Raw genomic sequence first — 19,515 nt, 5'->3', positions numbered from 1 at the left:
GGGGCGCAGAGAAGGAGGGGGAGTGGAAGCTCAGTCGTGCTTGCGCCCGAAATCGGCCGCGGCATCGTCCTGGCCCTGATCGACGATCGAGCGGCGGATCGCGCGGGTCTGGGTGAAATGCTCGAACAGGGTGTCGCCGTCGCCCCAGCGGATCGCGCGCTGGAGCTGAGACAGATCTTCGCTGAAGCGCTGGAGCATCTCCAGCACCGCTTCCTTGTTGGTGAGGAACACGTCGCGCCACATCGTCGGGTCCGACGCGGCGATGCGGGTGAAGTCGCGAAAGCCGCCCGCGGAGAATTTGATCACCTCGGATTCGGTCACCTCGGCGAGGTCGTTGGCGGTGCCGACGATCGTATAGGCGATGAGGTGCGGCAGATGGCTGGTGATGGCGAGCACGCGATCGTGGTGATCGGGCGCCATCGTCTCGACATTGCTGCCGAGCCGGCGCCAGAATTCGCCGACCCGCGCCGCGGCGACCGCGTCGCCGTCCGCCAGCGGGGTGACGATGCACCAGCGGCCGTGGAACAAGGAGGCGAACCCCGCCTCGGGGCCGCTCTGCTCGGTGCCGGCGACGGGGTGCGCGGGAACGACGATCGCGTCCGGCAGCGCCTCGCGCAACGCCTTCGCGACCGATTCCTTCGACGAGCCGACGTCGCTGACGATCGCCTCGGCGGGCAGATCGGCGGCGATCTCCGCCGCGACCGCGCCCATCGCGCCCACCGGCACGCACAGGATCACCAGTTCGGCGTCGGTCACCGCCGCGCCGGCGGTATCCGTCACATCATCGAGCAGGTCGAGCCGGCGGGCGATCTCGCGCACCTCGGCGCTCGCGTCATGCCCGGTAAGCCGCACCGTCGGCATCGTCTCGCGCACCGCGCGCGCGATCGACGAGCCGATCAGCCCCAGCCCGATGATCGTGACGCGCGCGAACGGCAGCATCAGGCCCCGGCCATCCGGCGCAGCGCGGCGATCACGCCTTGCGTTTCCTCCGCGGTGCCGATCGTGATGCGCAGCCCGTGCGGCAGCCCCTGGCCGGGCAGCCAGCGGACGATATAGCCCGCGTCCATCAGCCCCTTGTAGGCGGTCTCGGCGGTCAGCTCGCCCTCGAACAACACGAGGATGAAATTGGCCTGGCTGGGGATCGCGCGCAGCCCGGCATTGCCGAGCTTGGCGATCTCGTCGGCGAACCACGCGCGCCATTGCGCATTATGATCGCGCGTGCTGGCGACGAAGTTGGTATCGCCGAGCGCCGCGACCGCCGCCGCCGTCCCGGCGATGGTGATCGAGAAGGGCAGGCGGATGCGGTGCATCGCCTCGATGATCGCGGGCGCGGCATAGCCCCAGCCGATGCGCTCCGCGGCGAGGCCGTACATCTTGGAGAAGGTGCGGGTCACCAGCACGTTGGGGGCATTTTGCGCCAGCGCCATCCCGCCGTCGTCGTCGCCGCCGTCGATATATTCGGCATAAGCGTGGTCGATGACGAGCAGGATGTCGGGCCGCAGCCCGGCGTGGAGCCGCTCGATCTCGCCGCGCGGGGCATAGGTGCCGGTCGGGTTGTTGGGGTTGGCGATGAACACGATCCGCGTGCGATTGGTGACCGCGGCGAGGATCGCGTCGACGTCGGTGGCATAATCCTTGTCGGGCGCCACCACCGGGGTGGCGCCGACGCGGCGGGTGGCGATCGGATAGACCGAGAAACCGTAATTGACGTAGATCACCTCGTCGCCCGGCCCGGCGAAGGCGCCGGCGGCGAGGTGGAGCACCTCGTCCGATCCGTTGCCATAGATGATCCGCGCCGGATCCAGCCCGTGCTTCGCGGCCAGCGTGTCGCGCAATTCGGTCGCGCTGGCATCGGGGTAGCGTTCGAGGCTGGTCGCGGCGCTGGCAAAGGCTTCGCGCGCCTTGGGGCTGGTGCCGAGCGGGTTCTCGTTCGACGAGAGCTTGGCGACCTTGCGGCCATCATCGGTGGTGGAGCGGCCCGGGATATAGGGGGCGATCTCCATGATCCACGGCTTGGGGACGGGTGCATTGGTCATGCCCGCGCGCTTACGCGGGCGCGGGCGTGGAGGGCAAGGGGGGCGAACCGCTTTCCCCGCCAACTGCCTTTCCGCCACCCCGGCGCAGGCCGGGGTCCAGCAGCGGGCCAGTCGGCACTGGACCCCGGCCTGCGCCGGGGTGGACGGGAAAGGGCGGGATGCTGAGCGCTGGGGAGCGGGTGTTGTGGGCACCGCCGCTCCCCGCTAACGCATCGCCACGATGTCAGACGATCAGCGTTACGGCCTTGGGCGCCATATCGTGCTGCCGGGGCCGCTCAGGCTCGACGGCGGGGGGATGCTCGCGCCGGTCGAGATCGCCTATGAAACCTATGGCACGCTGGCGCCCGACGGCGGCAATGCGGTGCTGATCTGCCACGCGCTGACGATGGACCAATTCGTCGCCTCGCCGCATCCGCGCACCGGCAAGCCAGGGTGGTGGACCGCGATGGTCGGCCCCGGGCGGCCGATCGACACCGACCGGATGTTCGTGGTGTGCGCCAATGTGCTGGGATCGTGCATGGGAAGCTCGGGCCCGGCGACGATCGATCCGGCGACGGCGCGCGAATATGCGATGGCTTTCCCGGTGATCACGATCCGCGACATGGTCCGCGCGCAGGCGATGCTGCTCGATCATCTCGGGGTCGCGCGGCTCGCCGCGGTGGTCGGCGGATCGATGGGGGGGATGCAGGCCTTGTCCTGGGCGGCGACCTTCCCCGATCGCGTCGCGGCGGCGGTGGTGATCGCCTCGGCGGCGCGGCATTCGGCGCAGAATATCGCCTTCCACGAGGTCGGCCGCCAGGCGGTGATGGCCGATCCCCGCTGGAACAACGGCGACTATTATAACGGTGAGGTGCCCGCCGCCGGGCTCGCGGTGGCGCGGATGGCGGCGCATATCACCTATCTGTCCGAAGCGGGGCTCACCGAGAAATTCGGCCGGCGGCTGCAGGCGCGCGACGCCAAGTCGTTCGGGTTCGACGCCGATTTCCAGGTCGAAAGCTATCTGCGCCACCAGGGGCTGAGCTTCGTCGACCGGTTCGACGCCAATTCCTATCTCTATATCACCCGCGCGATGGACTATTTCGATCTCGCCGAGGAACATGGCGGGCTGCTCGCCAATGCCTTCCGCGCCAGCCGCGCGCGTTTCTGCCTCGTCAGCTTCGATACCGACTGGCTCTATCCGACGCGCGAATCGCGCGCGATCGTCCATGCGCTCAACGCCGCGGGGGCGCCGGTCAGCTTCATGGAATTGTCGAGCCCCTACGGCCACGACGCCTTCCTGCTCGATTCGCCCGAATTGTACCGCGTCGTCGCGGGTTTCCTGGGAGCGGGGGCATGACGCTGCGGCCCGATCTTGCGGTGATCGCCGATCATGTCGCGCCGGGCGCGCGGGTGCTCGATGTCGGGTGCGGCGACGGGCTGCTGATGGCGGCGCTGCGCGATACAAAGGGGGTCGATGCGCGCGGGCTGGAGCTCGATGCGGGCAATGTCGCCGCGGCGGTGGGGCGCGGGCTGTCGGTGATCCAGGGCGATGCCGATACCGATCTCGCCGATTATCCCGACCAGAGCTTCGATTATGCGATCCTCAGCCAGACGCTGCAGACGTGCCGCGCGCCCGACAAGGTGTTGCGCGATCTGCTGCGGATCGGCGGCCGCGCCTTCGTCAGCTTCCCCAATTTCGCGCATTGGCGGGTGCGGCTGTCGCTGTTGTGGGGGGGGCGGATGCCGGTGACGCGGCTGCTCCCCGAACGCTGGTACGACACCCCCAATATCCACCATTTGACGATCGACGATTTCCGCGCGCATCTCGCCGAACAGGGGATCGTCACCGAAGGGGCGTGGTTCCTGTCGCGTGGCAGAAAAACCACATCGGCGGCGGCAAATATGCTCGCCGAACATGCCGTCTTCCTGTTGCGGGGAACCGCAGGCGATTCGGGTAGTTTGCACCGGAAGTAATTTCGGACAGGGCATGCGTAAGTCAGCGTTGATTGTCGAGGACGAGATCTTCGTCGCTTTGGATCTGGAACGGATCCTCACCGATGCCGGTTACTCGGTCGCTGCGATCGCCGCTGATGCGCACGAGGCGCTGGCCGCCGCGCCGCGCTGTTCGCTCGCCTTCGTCGACGTCAATCTGCGCGACGGCGCGACCGGGCCGGCGATCGCCGCGCGGATCGTGCGCGATCATGGGGTGAAAGTGGTGTTCGTCACCGCCAATCCGGCGCAGATCGCGGGGGATTGCGGCGCGATCGGCTATATCCGCAAGCCGTTCAGCGAAGCCGCGATCCGCGCCGCCGCCGCTTTGGCGTTTGACGGCGTATCGCCGGGCAACGCCGATATCATGCGCTTCACCCCCTGCGCGTAAGCGCAGCGGCGGGCAGCTTTATCGACACCACCAGCCCCTCCGGCCGCCAGTCGCGCTCGACCGCGCCGCCGAGCTGGCGGACCGCGCTCAGCTCGATCAACTGGCTGCCGAACCCGCCCTGCGCGGCGGGCGCGGTGACGGCGGGGCCGCCGGTTTCGCGCCAGACGAGGTGCGTGGCGTCGCCGTCGGCCGCCACGTCGAGCGAGACGGTGCCGCCGTCCTGCGCGAGCGCGCCATATTTGGCGGCATTGGTGGCAAGCTCGTGGAACAGCAGCGCGATCGGGGTCGCGGCGCGATCGTCGATCGCGACATCCATGCCGCCGACCGTGATGCGCGGTCGCTCGGCGAGTTGATAAGGCTCGAACAATTCGGCGAACAGGCCGTGGAGGCTGTCGCGCTGCAGCGACGGGCGGGTTTCCAGGCTGTGCGGGCGGACGAAATCATGCGCCCGGCCAAGCGCGGTCACCCGCTCGCGCAGATCGTGCGCGGCGGGGGCGAATTCGGGGCGGACCCGCGCGGCGAACTGGATCAGCCCGGCGATCACCGCGAAGATGTTCTTGATCCGGTGCGACAGTTCGTGGCTGATGATCTCGCGCTCGTCGAGCGCCAGTTTCTGCTCGTGGATATCGGTGCAGGTGCCGAACCAGCGGGTGATCTGCCCGCTGGCGTCGCGGATCGGCAGCGCGCGGCCGAGCACCCAGCGATAGACGCCGTCGTGGCGCCGCAGGCGATATTCGATCTGATAGGGCTCGCCGTCCGCCAGGCTGCGCCGCCACAATGACCAGGCTTGATCGCGATCGTCGGGGTGGAATACCTCCGCCCAGCCGGTGCCGTCGGTCGCGCCCTCGGCGACCCCGGTGAAGGCATACCAGCGCGCGTTGAAATAATCGTTGTGACCGTCGGGTCGCGCCGACCACACCATTTGCGGCATCGTATCGGCCAGCGTGCGGAAACGCAGCTCGCTTTCGGCCAAGGCGGCGCGGGTATGCGCCGCCTCGCGCGCGGCGCGGCGCTCCTCGAGCCGGCCGAGCGTGGCGAGCGCGAGCAATTCCATTCCTTCGCGCTGGAAGGCGGTGAGCCCGTCGCGCGGCTGCTCGTCGATCACGCACAAGGCGCCGAGTGGCACCCCCTCGCGCGAGACGAGCGGCGCCCCGGCGTAGAAGCGGATATGCGGCGGGCCGGTGACCAGCGCATTGTCGGCGAAGCGCGGATCCCGCGCCGCGTCGGGCACTTCCATCACCTTATGGCCGTGCATCGCATGCGCGCAGAACGATTGGCTGCGCGGGGTTTCGGCGAGATCGGTGCCGACCCGCGCGAGGAAGCGCTGGAATTGCTCCTCGACCACGCTGACCAGCGCCACCGGGGTGTCGCACAATTGCCCGGCGAAGCGCGCGATATCGTCGAGCGCGCCTTCTTCGCGCGCGCCCGCGAGGTCGTAGAGCGCCATCACCCGCGCGCGGGCGATCTCATCGAGTTGTTGGGCGGAATCGTTCGCCAAGGGCGCCTTCAGAACGGCACGTCATCATCGAGATCGTCGGCGAAGCCACCGCGGGTCTGGCCGAAGCTGCTGCCGCCGGCGTTGTTGCCGCCGCCGCTCGCACCGCCGCCGCTCCGGGTCTGGCCGAAGCCGCCGCCCGAGGAGCCGCCGCCGAAATCGCTGTCGCCGCCACCCCAATCGTCACGCGCGCCACCGCCCGCACCGCCGCCACCGCCGGGCGCGCCGTCGAGCATCGTCAGCACGCTGTTGAAGCCCTGCAGCACGATCTCGGTCGAATAGCGATCCTGGCCGTTCTGGTCCTGCCACTTACGGGTCTGGAGCTGGCCTTCGATATAGACTTTCGAGCCCTTGCGCAGATAGCGTTCGGCGACGTTGGCGAGCCCCTCGTTGAAGATCGCCACCGAATGCCATTCGGTGCGCTCCTTGCGTTCGCCGGTGTTGCGATCCTTCCACGTTTCCGACGTGGCGATGCGCAGATTCACCACCTTGCCGCCGTTCTGGAAGGTGCGCGATTCGGGATCGCGCCCCAGATTACCGACGAGAATTACCTTGTTGACGCTGCCTGCCATGAAAGCCCCTCAAAGGCCGGCGGCCACCGCCAGCCAATATGTGATACCCGCCATGACATAGGCGGCGGTGAACAGATAGCCAATCATGAACAGCGGCCATTTCCACCCGTTCGTCTCGCGCCGGGTGACCGCGATCGTCGAGATGCATTGCGGCGCGAAGACGAACCACATCAGGAAGGCGAGCGCGGTGGGCAGCGACCAGCGGTGGCGCAGATTGTCGACGATGCTGCGCTGGCCCTTGTCGGATTCGGCGTCGTCGACCGCATAGACGGTGCCGATCGCCGAGACCGCCACCTCGCGCGCCGCCATCGCCGGGATCAGCGCCAGCGCGATATCGCGGTTGAACCCGATCGGCTTGACCACCACCGCCACGCCATTGGCGATCCGCCCGGCGATCGAATGATCGACCTGGCTCTGCCCCGCGGGCGCGCGCGGGAAGCTCAGCAGCGCCCACAGGATCACCGTGGTCAGCGCGATGATCGTGCCGGCGCGCTTGAGGAAGATCTGCGCGCGGCTCCACAGCCCGATCAGCACGTCGTTGAGGCGCGGCCATTGATATTTGGGCATCTCCATCATGAAGCCCGAGGAGGCGCCCTTGGTCACCGTGCGGCGCAGGAACAAAGCGGCGCAGAAGGCGCCGGCGATCCCCATCAGATAGAGCCCGAGCAGCACCAGCCCCTGCAGCCCGACGAACGGCAGCACGCGGGTATTGGGGATGAAGGCGCCGATGATGATCGTATAGACCGGGAGCCGCGCGGAACAGGTCATCAGCGGGGCGATCAGGATCGTCGTCAGCCGGTCCTTCTCGTCGTCGATCGTGCGCGTCGCCATGATCCCGGGGACGGCGCAGGCGAAGCTCGACAGGAGCGGGATGAACGCGCGCCCCGACAAACCGACCCCCGCCATCAGCCGGTCCATCAGGAAAGCGGCGCGGACCATATAGCCCGATGCCTCGAGGACGAGGATGAACAGGAACAGGATCAGGATCTGCGGCAGGAACACGATGACCGCGCCGACCCCGGCGATCACCCCGTCGGTGATCAGCGAGCGCAGGATCGTGTCGGGCATCAGCCCGGTGACCCCGGCCTCGATCGCCTTGAACGCATCCTCGATCAGGCTGATCGGCGCTTCCGACCAGCTGAACACCGCCTGGAACATCACGAACAGCAGGGTGACGAGCAGGATCGGCCCGAAGACCGGGTGGAGCGCGACCGCGTCGAGCATATGCGTCCAGCGCCGCACCGGGGTTTCGTGGAGCGTCGCCGCGGCGGAGATCGCGCGGGCGCGGCGCTGCAAGGTGGCGATATCGTCATCGACGCTGCCGTCCGACGCGCGCAGCGCGCGCGCCTCGCTGCCGTCGACCGCGAGGGTGAGTTCGTGGCGCAGGGCATCGAGCCCGCGCTTGCGCACCGCGACGGTGGGGACGACCGGCACGCCGAGCTCGCGCGCCAGCACCGCGGGATCGAGCGTCAGCCCGTCGCGCTCGGCGAGGTCGATCATGTTGAGCGCCACCACCACCGGCAGCCCGAGCGCGATGAGCTGGAGCGTGAAGCGCAGGTGATTGTCGAGATTGGCGGCGTCGACCACCACCACCAGGGCGTCGGGCAGCCGCTCGCCCGCCTGGGTGCCGGTCAGCACGTCGCGGGTGACGCGCTCGTCGGGGGAGGCGGGGTCGAGGCTATAGGCGCCGGGCAGGTCGACCAGCTCGATCGGGCGACCGTCGTCGAGCGCGAAGCGGCCCGAGTGGCGCTCGACGGTGACCCCGGGGTAATTGCCGACCTTCTGCCGCGCGCCGGTCAGCGCGTTGAACAGCGCGCTCTTGCCGGCGTTGGGATTGCCGACCAGCGCGATCAGCGGCAGCGTCGACATTATCCCAGCGACACTGTGATCGTCGCGGCGACCGTGCGGCGCAGCGCCACCGTCATCCGCCCGATGCGGCACGCGATCGGCCCGCGCCCCAGCGACGCGCGGTGGAGCACCTCGACCCCGACGCCCTCGTCGAAGCCCAGCTCGCGCAGCCGCCGCGCCTCAGGCAATGCGAGCCGGTCCCAGGCGATCGCGGCGATCGTCGCCGGGTGGCGCAAGGGAAGCGATTCGAGGCTGGGGATCGGAGCGAGCACAGCCTCGGTCTAACGATGATGCGAACGATTATCAATTGCCTATGCGCGGTTTTACACCACCGGATAACGCAGCCGCCCGACGAAGCGCGACAGGCTGGGGCGGTGCGCGGCGCGGCGCAGGAAGCCGGCCTTGGCCTTTTCGAACCGCATGATCCCGTCGATCCGCCGCGCGAGGAAGGCGCGCGTCTCGGCCTGCCCCTCGCTTTCGTCGTCGAGCAGCATTGTCATCGTCGCGGCATAGACCGCGAGCAGGATCGTGCGTTTGGTGTAGTGATTATAGTCGGTCGCGGTGTCGCCGGCGGCGCGCCAGATCGTATCGGCGGTGCGCCACGCCAGCCGCGCGCCGTGCGCGACATGCTGCGGCAGGGCGAGAATCGCGAGCGCGCGGCGCAGCGATTCGCGATTCGGCGCGATCTCGTCGATCCGCGCCTCGACCAGGGCGGCGATCCGCGCGCGAATCTTCATCGCGGCGAGCCGTTCGGGCGGGAGCACGGCGAGCATCGCGACGTCGATCGCGGCGAACCAGGCGTCGATCATCGCCATCGCATCGGGCAGCGCCAGCGCGGCGACGTCGCGATCGACCCCGAGCGAGTCCGCCGCCAGATCGCGCGCCGCCGCCGCCCAGCCGTCGAACGCGGCGTTGGCGGCGATGCGCGGGGCGAGCGCGGCGCGAATCTCATCGAGCGTCGCGTCGGAAGGGTCGGGGGCAAGATCGGTCATGTCGCCTCCCTATCACCCCCCGACGACCGACGCACCAGCACCAGCGCGATCGCCACCAGCGCCGCGCCGAACAGGTCGATCGCGCCGAGCCGCTCGCCATAGATGACCCAGCCGATCGCCGCCGCGACGATCGGCTGGGTCAGCAAGGCGATGCCGATGACGAGCGGCGTCAATTGGCCGAGCGCAAAGATCATCAGCCCTTGCCCGAGCACCTGGCTGGCCAGCGCCAGAGCGAGCAGCGGCATCCAATGCTGCGGCATGATCGGCTCGCCCAGCGCGAGCGCCGCGATCAGCAGCGGCGGGCCGGCGGCGAGCGACGACAGCGCCAGCGCGGGCAGAGGCTGCATCCGCGTCCGCGCGCGCGCCATCAGGATGAAATAGGCCGCGTAGAGCAGGCCCGCGACCAGGCAGAAGACGTCGCCGAGCAGGTTTTCCGGCGACACCTCCGCCGACCGCCCAAGCAGCACCACCGCCCCGACCAGCGCGAGCAACAATGCGGCGCCCTGCGTGCGGGTCGGCCAGGCGCGCGCGACGATGAAGCCGTAGATCGGGAAGATCAGCGAGGCGTTGTTGCCGAACAAGGTGGCGTTGGCGAGCTTGGTGTGGTGGATCCCGACATGCCAGGTGGCGAGATCGCCGGCGAACAGCAGCCCCGAGGCGAACAGCACCCAGCCGAGCCCGCGGCTCTGCGCGAATGGCCGGCTCCCGGTGGCGCGCGCGAGCAGCAGCAGCAACGGCGCGGCGAGCGAGATGCGCCAGAATCCGGCGGCGACCGGCCCGACATCCGCCATCCGCACGAACCACGGGCCGAACGCGAGCGCGACATTGCCGCCGATCAGCGCGGCGAAAGCCAGCGCGGATCGGCTTGGCGCGGCAATAGCTTTTCTTGTCGGCGTCGCCTGATGCATGCTGCCCCTTAACCGCCTATCTGCGTCGCGTCAGGTAGCAAAGCGCAACTGAAAGGGAATCGATGCCCACTCTGTTCGATCCGATCAAAATCGGCGCAATCGACGCGCCCAATCGTATCTTCATGGCGCCGTTGACGCGCACCCGCGCCACCGAAGGCCATGTGCCGACCGAATTGATGATCGAATATTATCGCCAGCGCGCCGGCGCCGGGCTGATCATCAGCGAGGCGACCGGGATCAGCCGCCACGGGCTGGGCTGGCCGCATGCGCCGGGGCTGTGGCTGCCGAGCCAGGTCGAGGCGTGGAAGCCGGTGACCGAGGCGGTGCATCGCGCCGGCGGGCGGATCTTCGCGCAGCTCTGGCATATGGGGCGGCTCGCGCGGCCCGACGTCACCGGGATGCAGTCGCTCTCCTCGGGGTCGGCGCGGGCGCCTTATGCGGTGCCTGAGAAGAATCCCTATGACGTGCCGCGCCCGGCGACACTCGACGACCTCCGCCAGGTGGTCGACGATTACGAATCCGCCGCGCGCAACGCGATCGCCGCCGGGTTCGACGGGGTGCAGATCCACGCCGCCAACGGCTATCTCATCGATCAATTCCTGCGCGACGGGGTCAACGATCGCGACGACGATTACGGCGGGTCGCCCGAGAACCGCATCCGGCTGCTGCGCGAAGCGACCGAGCGGGTGATCGCGACGGTCGGCGCGGCGCGCACCGCGGTGCGGCTGTCGCCCAATGGCGAGACGCAAGGCGCCGACGACAGCGATCCGGCGCGCGTCTTCATCCCCGCGGCGAAGATGCTGAGCGATCTCGGTATCGCCTTCCTCGAATTGCGCGAGCTCTCGCCCGAGGGGACGTTCGGCAGCAGCAGCGTGCCCAAATTGAGCCCGCAGATCCGCACCGCCTTTGCCGGGCCGCTGGTGCTCAACCAGGATTATTCGCTCGCGGGGGCCGAGGCCGATCTCGCGTCGGGCGTGGCGGATGCGATCAGCTGGGGGCGGCTGTTCATCGCCAATCCCGATCTGGTCGAGCGCTTCCGCGACGGTGCGCCGCTCAATACGCCTAACCCGAAGACCTTCTACGACCGCGGGCCGGAGGGCTATACCGACTATCCGGCGCTCGAAGTGGCGTGAAACCGCGCGACCGGTGGCGCTTACCCCTGCTCGTAGCGATCGAGCCAGCGGGTAAGTCGCTGCCGCATCGTGCGGCGCGGCCCGTTGCTGACAAGGATTGCCAGCGGCGCCAGCGCCACCCACGGCTGCCACACCGCCAGCATCACCCAGGCCATTGCGGCAATCATCGCGATCAGCCGCAGCCGACCGAGACGGTCGCGCGCGGCAGCATCGAACGCGATCCGGCGCGGCGCCTTGTCGTCGTAGAAACGCGCGGTGGTGAACGAGCTGTCGATGCCGCCTTCGCGGCGCGGGCGGCGGGCCTCTCTCATCGGCTGGCCGGCGGGCGCGGCGCCGGTGACGCGCGTATCGATCACCTCCAGCCGGCGGCCGCGCTCCACCACGCGATAGCGCGATGGAGGCGGCTCGGTCGGCACGTCAGGCGAAGCGGTCGCGCAACTTCAGCATCGCCAGCGCCGCGAGCGCCGCGCCGCCGCCCTTGTCGAGCTGGCCCGGATCGGCGCGGCGGATCGCCTGCGCCTCGTCCTCGGTGGTGAGGATGCCGTTGCCGATCGGCAGGCCGTCCATCGTCAGCGCCATCACCCCGCGCGCGCTTTCGTTCGCGACGATCTCGAAATGATAGGTCTCGCCGCGGATCACCACGCCCAGCGCGACATAAGCGTCGTACCGGCCGGTCTCCGCCGCCAGCGCGATCGCGCCGGGGATTTCGAGCGCGCCGGGGACGGTGACGATCTCCGCCTGATGCCCGGCTTCCTCGATCGCGGCGCGCGCGCCGGCGATGAGCATGTCGTTGAGATGATCGTAGAAACGCGCTTCGACGATAAGGACGCGGGCCATGATGCGATGCCTTTTGTTACGTGGTTATGCCGCGCCGGTGCCGGTGATGGCGCGTTCGGCGACGATCGACAGGCCATAGCCTTCGAGCCCGATCAGCGCGTGATGCGTGTTGGTGAGGAGGATCATCTCCTCCACCCCCAGCTCGGCGAGGATCTGCGCGCCGACGCCGTAATCGCGCAATTCCTCGATCTCGGGGGCGCCCGGCCCCTTGCCCTCGGCGCGCGCCTTCATGAAGCGGGTGACCGCGCCCTGCATCGGGCGGTTGATCACCACGATCACCCCGGCGCCCTCCTCGGCGATCAGCTCCATCGAGCGCGACAGCAGCCCGGTGCGATCCGATTGCTCGCCGAACATGTCGACGAAGAAGCTCGCGGTGTGCATCCGCACCAGAGTCGGCTTGGCGGGATCGATCCGGCCCTTGACCAGCGCGATCGTCTCGTCGCCGGTCGCCTTGTTGAAGAAGGTGATCGCGCGCCACGTGCCGCCCCAGCGCGATTCGAACGTCATCTCGGCCTGTTTCTCGACGAGATGATCGTGGCGGCGGCGATAGGCGATGAGATCGCGGATCGTGCCGATCTTGAGGTTGTGGAGCTGAGCGAAGGCGACGAGGTCGTCGAGCCGCGCCATCGTCCCGTCCTCGTTCATGATCTCGCAGATCACGCCCGAGGGGTTGAGCCCGGCGAGCCGTGCGACGTCGACCGCCGCCTCGGTATGCCCGGCGCGCACCAGCACCCCGCCCTCACGCGCGACGAGCGGGAAGACATGGCCGGGGGTGACGATCTCGTCCTTCCCCTTGCCCGCGTCGATCGCCACCGCGACGGTTCGCGCGCGATCGGCGGCGGAGATTCCGGTGGTAACCCCGTCGCGCGCCTCGATCGAGACGGTGAAGGCGGTTTCGTGCCGTGTGCCGTTGTTGCGGCTCATCAGATCGAGCCCGAGCTGGTCGACCCGCGACTTGGTGAGCGCGAGGCAGATCAGCCCGCGGCCGTGACGCGCCATGAAGTTGATCTTCTCCGGCGTTGCCATCTGTGCCGGGATGACGAGATCGCCCTCATTCTCGCGATCCTCGTCGTCGACCAGGATGAACATCCGGCCGTTCTTGGCCTCTTCGATGATCTCCTCGGGGGAGGAGAGGAAGGCGTGGCGCAGGCGCGCGAGTTCAGCCGGCTTTGGCACGATAATGTTCCATCCGTTGGAGATAGCGGGCGAGGACGTCGATCTCGATATTGACCGGCTGTCCGGGGGCAAGCCCGCCCAGAGTCGTCACTTTCTGGGTGTGCGGGATCAGGTTGATCGTGAAACGGGTGCCGTCGGCGCGATCCTCGACAGTGTTGACGGTGAGCGACACGCCGTCGACCGCGACCGAGCCCTTGGCGGCGAGGAACGGCGCCAGATCGCCCGGCACGCGGATCGCGATGCGCTGCGAATCGCCGTCGGGGGCGATCTCGACCACCTCGGCAACGCCGTCGACATGCCCGGTGACGATATGCCCGCCGAGCTCCTCGCCGAGCTTCATCGCGCGTTCGAGGTTGAGCCGGCGGCCGGCGCTCCACTGGCCCTGCGCGGTGCGGCTGGTGGTTTCGCCCGAAACGTCGACCGCGAACCAGCCCGGGCCCTTGTCCACGACCGTCAGGCATACACCCGAGCAGGAAATCGACGCGCCGAGATCGATCCCCGCGGTATCATAGGCGGTGTCCACCACGACGCGCAGATCGCCGCGGGCTTCCGCCGCCTTTATCGTGCCGATGTCGCTGACGATCCCGGTAAACATATCGCGTCCTTGCTCTATCGCTGGCGCACATAGGTCTCGAGCCGGTCGCTGCCAAGCGCGCGTGCGTCGTCGCGGCGCCAGCGGCCGTGCGCGTCGGCGAGGCTGGCGAGCCCGATGTCGCCCAATGCGGCGCGTCCGCCGCCAATCAGGATCGGTGCGCGGTAGATCAGCAGGCGATCGACCAGATCGGCCGCGAGGAATGCCGACGCCGCGCCGGCGCCGCCCTCGACCAGCAGGTGGTCGCCGGGAAGCGTCGCGATATCGGCGGGGCTGGCGATGACGGTACAGCCGGGGGCGTCGACTAGGCGCGAGGACAGGATCACGCGCTGCGGCGCGCGATTTTCGAGCCCGGGGAGGCGGACGTCGAGTCGTGGGCGGTCGATCTCCCAGGTCCCGCGGCCGACGAGGATCGCCTCGTGCCGCGCGCGTTCGAGATGCGCGTGCGCGCGCGCTTCGGCGCCGGTGATCCAGCGGCTCTCGCCGTCGGCCAGCGCGATGCAGCCGTCGAGCGAGGTGGCGAGCTTGAGCGTCACCTGCGGGCGCCCAAGCGCGCGGCGGGTAAGGAAGCCGGCGATCGACTCGCGCGCTGCGGGGGCCAATGTCCCGGTCGATACCGCGATTCCGGCAGCGGCGAGCCGGGCGAGGCCGGCGCCGTCGGTGCGCGGATCGGGGTCGGTGAGCGCGGCGACGACCCGCGCGACCCCCGCCGCGACGAGCAGATCGGCGCAGGCCGGGCCGCGCGGCGAGCGGTGCGCGCAGGGTTCGAGCGTGACATAAGCGGTCGCGCCGCGCGCCGCCGCCCCCGCTTCGGCGAGCGCCATCGCCTCGGCATGCGGGCGGCCGCCGGGCTGGGTCCAGCCGCGCCCGACGACGCGGCCGTCGCTGACGATCACGCAGCCGACATTGGGATTGGGGGCGGTCCGCCCACGCGTCCGCGCGGCGAGCGCGAGCGCCGCGGCCATCCAGCGCTGGTCGGCGGGCGTCGACTGATCGGCACCGGCCCGCTCCCCCACCTGGCCTCCCATCAAGGATACTTTCGTGGGAAGCCGGGTGGGGGAGCGGGCCGGCACCGCCATTCCGGCACTCAGATGCCCCAGCGCTTCAATTTGTCGTCGAGCCGCTGGAATTCGGCGCGGGTCTTTTCCTGCTCCTTGGCCAGCTCGGCTTCGTCTTTTTCCTTCTTGGCCTGGTCGATCTTCTGCTGCGCGCGAATCTCGGCGTCGGTGCGGTCGAGCCGCCATTGCTGCACGTAGATGATGTCGGGCTTGTACGGCTTCTCGACGTGCGAATCCTTGATGAAGGCGAAGACGAAGAAGCTGGTGATCATCACCGCCAGCATGAAGAATACCAGCTCATGCCGCTGGCGCTGATGCAGAAACAGCCGGAGGTCTCGCAGCGCGCGGAGCGGCGACATGCGGGCGAAGAATTGCATAGGGCGCAAGATAGGCGCGTGGGGCGGCACATACCAGCATCTGTTTTGAAAAGGGCGGCACCGGCCCGCTCCCCCACCCGGTCTCCCATCAGGATACGCGCGTGGGAGGTCGGCTGGAGGAGCGGGCCGGCGCCGCGAAAAACACTCAGGAGGTCATTTCGAACCGCACCGTCATCGTCCGCCACGCTTCGACCGGCACCCCGTCGCGGGTCGCGGGGCGGAAGCGCCAGCGGGTCAGCGCCTGGCGCTCGGTGGTCTGCCAGAAGGCCTCGCTCGGGGCGGAGACGCGCTCGACCTGCTTCACCCGGCCGTCGGTGCCGACCAGCACGCGGATCACTACCTTGCCCTCGTTGCCCAGCCGCTGTTCGCCGGCGGGATAAGCGGGCTGGAAATCGCGCGCATAGCGCTGGTCGATCGTCGCATCGATCGTCACCGGGGGCTTGGCGGGGGGATCGATGATCCGGTCGACGGCATTGCCGATACCCGGGTCGACCGGGGGAAGCGGCGGCAGGACGTAGGTGGGCGTGCGCGGCGTCTCGACCAGCGGTTCGACCCGGTCGATCGGCGGGGTGGGCGCCGGATGTTGGGCAATTTTCGGCCGGGGCTGCTCGATCGGTTGCGGCGGCGGGGGCTGATCGATCGGAATGGGCTTGATGATCAGTACGTCATCGATCTTCTTCTTGAATGCCGGCACCGACAATATCAGCCCGGCCATCACCGCCCCGTTGAGCGCGACCGCGATCGCGAGGCTACTGGGACTGAACTTGCGTGGTTGGGCAAAACGATCCGCATACATTGGCCTGATCCTCTCGATTGTTTCTCCTTTTGCCGGTCGCCCGGTTCGGTGATGATACAACGTCGCAAATCGATCGAGAAGAGACTTTGTAACGTAACATTGCGAGTGCCGCGCCGGGTGAGCGTCGCGGTCTCCGCGCTCCCGCCGTTCGCCCTGAGCTTGTCGAAGGGCTGCACTTCTTCAAGGCAAGAAATGTGCAGGGCTTCGACAGGCTCAGCCCGATCGGGGAAAACGTGCGCCGATTATGATCGAGCGAGCCGCGCCAGCGCGCGATCGCGCCCGATGAGCGGGAGCAGCGCGGCCATATCGGGTCCGTGGTCGCGCCCGGTCAGCGCGCGGCGCAGCGGGAGGAACAGCGGCTTGCCCTTGCGTCCCGTCGCGTCCTTGAGCGCGGCGGTCAGCGCGTGCCACGGGTCGCCCGCCCAGTCGATCGTCGCGGCGACCGCCGCCGCTTCGGCGAGATAATCGGCATCCTCACCGGCCGCGGGGGCGTCGACCGGCCCCTCGATCACCTGCCACCAATCGGCGGCCTCGGCGACGGTGGTGAGGTTGGGGCGCACCGCTTCCCACGCCGCGGCGCCCATTGCCGCGGGCAGCCGGGTCGCCACCGCCTCGTAGGAGAGATAGTGAACGATCCGCGCGTTGAGCTGCGCCAGTTCGGCCTCGTCGAACCGCGCCGGCGCGCGCCCGAAGCGCGCGAAATCGAACCCGGCGACGAGCGGCGCGACATCGCCGACCGGCTCGACCGGGTCGCTCGTCCCGAGCCGCGCGAGCAAGGCGCGGATCGCCTGCGGTTCGATCCCGGCTTCGCGGAACTGATCGACCCCGACGCTGCCGAGCCGCTTGGAAAGCTTGCCCTCGCTCCCGGTGAGCAAGGCCTCATGCGCAAAGGCCGGCGGGGCGGCGCCGAGCGCGTCGAACATCTGGATCTGCAGCGCGGTATTCGAGACATGATCCTCGCCGCGCACGACATGGCTGATGCCAATATCGATATCGTCGATCACCGAGGGCAGCATATAGAGCCACGACCCGTCGGCGCGGCGCACCACCGGATCGCTCATCGTCGCGGGGTCGAAATGCTGCTCGCCGCGGATCAGATCGCGCCAGGTGATCGGCGCGGCGTGATCGAGGCGGAAGCGCCAGTGCGGACGCACGCCGTCGGCCTCGAGCTTCGCGCGATCGGCATCGGAAAGGTCGAGCGCGGCGCGGTCATAGACCGGCGGCAGCCCGCGGCCGAGCTGGATCTTGCGCTTGAGATCAAGCTCCTGCGCGCTTTCGTACGCGGGATAGATCCGCCCCGCCGCGACCAGCTCATCGAATCGGCGCTGGTAGAGCGCGAATCGGGCCGACTGGCGCACTTCGTCGGCGGGGATAAGCCCGAGCCACGTCAGATCGGCGCGGATCGACTCGACATGACGCTCCTCGCTGCGTTCGGCATCGGTGTCGTCGATGCGCAGCATGAAGCGCCCGCCATTCTTCTGCGCGAACAGCCAGTTGTGCAGCGCGGTGCGGATATTGCCGACATGCAGCCGCCCGGTGGGCGACGGCGCGAAACGGGTGATCACGGTCATAGCCGCCCGCTTAGGCGCTTGCTCTTCCCCTCGCCAGCCCTCCGCATTAAGGCGGCCGCTTCGGGGCGCGGAAGGGCACGCACAAATGAAACTGATGACCGGGAACTCGAATCTGCCGCTGGCGCGCGATATCGCCGCCTATCTCGAGTTGCCGCTGACCGAGGCGCTGGTGCGCCGCTTCGCCGACGAGGAGATCTTCGTCGAGATCCGCGAGAATGTGCGCGGCGAGGACGTGTTCGTCGTCCAGTCGACCAGCTTCCCGGCGAACGACAATCTGATGGAATTGCTGATCTGCATCGATGCGCTCAAGCGCGCCTCGGCCAAGCGGATCACCGCGGTGGTGCCCTATTTCGGCTACGCCCGGCAGGACCGCAAACCCGGCCCGCGCACCCCGATTTCGGCCAAGCTCGTCGCCAATCTGATTACCACCGCGGGCGCCGATCGCGTGCTCTCGGTCGATCTCCACGCCGGGCAGATCCAGGGCTTCTTCGATATCCCGACCGATAATCTGTTCGCCGCGCCGGTGATGTCGGCCGATATCCAGGCGCGGTTCGGCGACAAGAATCTGATGGTCGTCTCGCCCGACGTCGGCGGTGTGGTCCGCGCGCGCGCCTTGTCCAAGCGGCTCGACAATGCCCCGCTGGCGATCGTCGACAAGCGCCGCGAACGCGCCGGCGAATCCGAGGTGATGAACATCATCGGCGACGTCGAAGGCCGCTTCTGCATCCTGATCGACGATATCGTCGATTCGGCCGGCACCCTGTGCAACGCCGCCGCCGCGCTCAAGGAAGCGGGGGCGGAGGATGTCGTCGCTTATGTGACGCACGGCGTGCTCTCGGGCGGCGCAGTGGCGCGGGTCGAGGGATCGGTGCTGCGCGAGCTGGTGATCACCGATTCGATCGGCAATCAGGAGATCATCTCCGAGGCCAAGCGCATCCGGCATCTGACGATCGCGCCGCTGCTGGCGGAGGCGATCCGGCGGATCGCGGATGAATCGAGCGTTTCCTCGCTGTTTGACTAAACCTCTCCGTTCGCCCTGAGCTTGTCGAAGGGCGCCCCACACTCACGAACGGCAGGACGCCCTTCGACAAGCTCAGGGCGAACGGAGTGAGGGTCGGAGCGGGAAGGCCGCCGCGGCAACGCCGCGTCGTCGGACGGGTTCGGCTTTGCCGACCCGCCGGCCGGGCAATCGTTTCGCTTCGCTGCGCTTGCGGTCGGCGCGCAGCGTGCGCGCCTAACTATTGCCGAGCGCGACGATGTGATCGAACACCGCCGGATGCAGCGGCTTGGCGAAGGCGCAGCCATATTTGAACTTGTCGCGCCACGCGACCACCGCCTCGAGCGCGGCGAGCCCCGGCAAGGTCAGCCAGACGGTCTGGCCCGGCCACATCGTAAAGCTGGTATGCGCGCGAAAACCCGTGGTGGAGAGATCGACCACCTCGATCTCGAAGCGCGTGGTGCCGCGATCGCGCAAATGCGCACGCATCTTCACCGCCTTGCGCAACGCGAGACGGCTTTCCTCACCTTCCTGGGACGCGGGGATGGGGACGACCTGTTCCATAGAACTGGCTATGCCGGATTAATGGTTACCAATCGGCAAACGGATCGCGCGATTTCGATGAGCTCCTGTTGCCCTAGGGTCCAAGCCCAACCGGGAAGGCGTCGTGATCGCCCGGAGAAGCCCGCCGGCAAGGAGCGCAGCGCAGACGCGTAGCAATTGCTACGCGCAAGCAAGCGACGCCGTCCGGCGGGCTTCTCCGGGCGA

At 68.5% G+C, this 19,515-nt stretch carries 22 protein-coding genes; 5 read left to right on the top strand and 17 right to left on the bottom strand.

Going from position 1 to position 19,515, the window contains the following annotated elements; genetic code table 11:
- Positions 1-30 precede the first annotated feature (30 nt).
- Together NED98_RS14440 and hisC are read right to left on the bottom strand one after the other, a co-directional pair.
- Positions 31-939: a prephenate/arogenate dehydrogenase family protein gene (locus NED98_RS14440; protein WP_265313493.1), complete on the bottom strand. Its 909-nt coding sequence runs from the start codon at positions 937-939 to the stop codon at positions 31-33.
- On the bottom strand, positions 939-2,036 hold the full coding sequence (hisC, locus tag NED98_RS14435) for a histidinol-phosphate transaminase (RefSeq protein ID WP_265313492.1): 1,098 nt from the start codon (positions 2,034-2,036) through the stop codon (positions 939-941). The genes NED98_RS14440 and hisC overlap by 1 nt, the downstream gene beginning before the upstream one ends.
- Positions 2,037-2,256: 220 nt before the next feature.
- Between hisC and metX the strand changes: the two genes are divergently transcribed.
- Genes metX through NED98_RS14420 form a run of 3 tightly spaced genes read left to right on the top strand, consistent with a single transcriptional unit; the run spans position 2,257 to position 4,395 of the window.
- Positions 2,257-3,372: a homoserine O-acetyltransferase MetX gene (gene metX, locus NED98_RS14430; RefSeq protein WP_179512924.1), complete on the top strand. Its 1,116-nt coding sequence runs from the start codon at positions 2,257-2,259 to the stop codon at positions 3,370-3,372.
- Positions 3,369-3,989: a methionine biosynthesis protein MetW gene (gene metW / locus NED98_RS14425; RefSeq protein WP_179512923.1), complete on the top strand. Its 621-nt coding sequence runs from the start codon at positions 3,369-3,371 to the stop codon at positions 3,987-3,989. The genes metX and metW overlap by 4 nt, the downstream gene beginning before the upstream one ends.
- A 13-nt stretch (positions 3,990-4,002) precedes the next feature.
- The gene (locus NED98_RS14420; RefSeq protein ID WP_179512922.1) at positions 4,003-4,395 is read left to right on the top strand and encodes a response regulator; all 393 of its coding nucleotides are present in this window, start codon (positions 4,003-4,005) and stop codon (positions 4,393-4,395) included.
- Here the strand turns inward: NED98_RS14420 and NED98_RS14415 are convergent.
- From NED98_RS14415 to NED98_RS14390, 6 genes are read right to left on the bottom strand one after another with little or no spacing between them, the layout of a single operon-like run.
- Positions 4,379-5,842 carry a sensor histidine kinase gene (locus NED98_RS14415; protein ID WP_265271275.1) on the bottom strand — a complete coding sequence of 488 codons (1,464 nt, stop codon included), beginning with the start codon at positions 5,840-5,842 and terminating at the stop codon, positions 4,379-4,381. The two genes, NED98_RS14420 and NED98_RS14415, sit on opposite strands and share 17 nt — an antisense overlap.
- A 59-nt stretch (positions 5,843-5,901) precedes the next feature.
- A complete protein-coding gene (ssb, locus tag NED98_RS14410; protein ID WP_179512921.1) occupies positions 5,902-6,462 on the bottom strand; it encodes a single-stranded DNA-binding protein in 561 nt (186 codons plus the stop codon).
- 9 nt (positions 6,463-6,471) lie between these two features.
- Positions 6,472-8,331: a ferrous iron transporter B gene (feoB, locus tag NED98_RS14405; RefSeq protein WP_265313491.1), complete on the bottom strand. Its 1,860-nt coding sequence runs from the start codon at positions 8,329-8,331 to the stop codon at positions 6,472-6,474.
- Positions 8,331-8,582 carry a FeoA domain-containing protein gene (locus tag NED98_RS14400; RefSeq protein ID WP_179512919.1) on the bottom strand — a complete coding sequence of 84 codons (252 nt, stop codon included), beginning with the start codon at positions 8,580-8,582 and terminating at the stop codon, positions 8,331-8,333. Before NED98_RS14400 ends, feoB begins: the two co-directional genes overlap by 1 nt.
- Positions 8,583-8,633: 51 nt before the next feature.
- Positions 8,634-9,302: a COQ9 family protein gene (locus NED98_RS14395; RefSeq protein ID WP_265313490.1), complete on the bottom strand. Its 669-nt coding sequence runs from the start codon at positions 9,300-9,302 to the stop codon at positions 8,634-8,636.
- Positions 9,299-10,210, bottom strand: coding sequence for a DMT family transporter (locus NED98_RS14390; RefSeq protein ID WP_265271179.1), 912 nt, complete (start codon positions 10,208-10,210; stop codon positions 9,299-9,301). Before NED98_RS14390 ends, NED98_RS14395 begins: the two co-directional genes overlap by 4 nt.
- 62 nt (positions 10,211-10,272) lie before the next feature.
- Between NED98_RS14390 and NED98_RS14385 the strand changes: the two genes are divergently transcribed.
- Positions 10,273-11,343, top strand: a complete 1,071-nt coding sequence (locus tag NED98_RS14385; protein ID WP_179512916.1) for an alkene reductase — start codon at positions 10,273-10,275, stop codon at positions 11,341-11,343.
- A gap of 20 nt (positions 11,344-11,363) precedes the next feature.
- Here NED98_RS14385 and NED98_RS14380 read toward each other — a convergent pair whose 3' ends face one another.
- The 8 genes from NED98_RS14380 to gltX form a co-directional block, all read right to left on the bottom strand.
- Entirely contained in the window at positions 11,364-11,759 is a 396-nt protein-coding gene (locus tag NED98_RS14380) for a hypothetical protein (RefSeq protein WP_265313489.1), read from the bottom strand.
- Between the two features lies 1 nt (position 11,760).
- Positions 11,761-12,180, bottom strand: a complete 420-nt coding sequence (gene ribH / locus NED98_RS14375; RefSeq protein WP_265313488.1) for a 6,7-dimethyl-8-ribityllumazine synthase — start codon at positions 12,178-12,180, stop codon at positions 11,761-11,763.
- A 24-nt stretch (positions 12,181-12,204) separates the two neighbouring features.
- Positions 12,205-13,356 carry a 3,4-dihydroxy-2-butanone-4-phosphate synthase gene (ribB, locus tag NED98_RS14370; protein ID WP_179512913.1) on the bottom strand — a complete coding sequence of 384 codons (1,152 nt, stop codon included), beginning with the start codon at positions 13,354-13,356 and terminating at the stop codon, positions 12,205-12,207.
- On the bottom strand, positions 13,340-13,951 hold the full coding sequence (locus NED98_RS14365) for a riboflavin synthase (RefSeq protein ID WP_265313487.1): 612 nt from the start codon (positions 13,949-13,951) through the stop codon (positions 13,340-13,342). The genes ribB and NED98_RS14365 overlap by 17 nt, the downstream gene beginning before the upstream one ends.
- Before the next feature lie 14 nt (positions 13,952-13,965).
- Complete coding sequence (gene ribD / locus NED98_RS14360; protein WP_265313602.1) at positions 13,966-14,913, bottom strand: bifunctional diaminohydroxyphosphoribosylaminopyrimidine deaminase/5-amino-6-(5-phosphoribosylamino)uracil reductase RibD; 948 nt, start codon at positions 14,911-14,913, stop codon at positions 13,966-13,968.
- 122 nt (positions 14,914-15,035) lie between these two features.
- Entirely contained in the window at positions 15,036-15,383 is a 348-nt protein-coding gene (locus tag NED98_RS14355) for a hypothetical protein (RefSeq protein ID WP_179513778.1), read from the bottom strand.
- A gap of 145 nt (positions 15,384-15,528) precedes the next feature.
- Complete coding sequence (locus NED98_RS14350; protein WP_179512911.1) at positions 15,529-16,179, bottom strand: energy transducer TonB; 651 nt, start codon at positions 16,177-16,179, stop codon at positions 15,529-15,531.
- A 242-nt stretch (positions 16,180-16,421) separates the two neighbouring features.
- Positions 16,422-17,750: a glutamate--tRNA ligase gene (gene gltX, locus NED98_RS14345; protein WP_265313486.1), complete on the bottom strand. Its 1,329-nt coding sequence runs from the start codon at positions 17,748-17,750 to the stop codon at positions 16,422-16,424.
- An 85-nt stretch (positions 17,751-17,835) separates the two neighbouring features.
- Between gltX and NED98_RS14340 the strand changes: the two genes are divergently transcribed.
- Positions 17,836-18,771, top strand: a complete 936-nt coding sequence (locus NED98_RS14340) for a ribose-phosphate pyrophosphokinase (RefSeq protein ID WP_179512909.1) — start codon at positions 17,836-17,838, stop codon at positions 18,769-18,771.
- 213 nt (positions 18,772-18,984) lie between these two features.
- On the opposite strand, the gene NED98_RS14335 is transcribed toward NED98_RS14340, so the two are convergent.
- Positions 18,985-19,236 (bottom strand): PilZ domain-containing protein, encoded by a 252-nt coding sequence (locus tag NED98_RS14335; RefSeq protein WP_265271196.1) that lies wholly within the window; start codon positions 19,234-19,236, stop codon positions 18,985-18,987.
- Positions 19,237-19,515 lie beyond the last annotated feature (279 nt).

The organism is Sphingomonas lycopersici (assembly GCF_026130605.1).
In the GTDB taxonomy this organism is placed as follows: domain Bacteria; phylum Pseudomonadota; class Alphaproteobacteria; order Sphingomonadales; family Sphingomonadaceae; genus Sphingomonas; species Sphingomonas lycopersici.
This window is presented reverse-complemented; position numbering and strand designations above follow the sequence as displayed.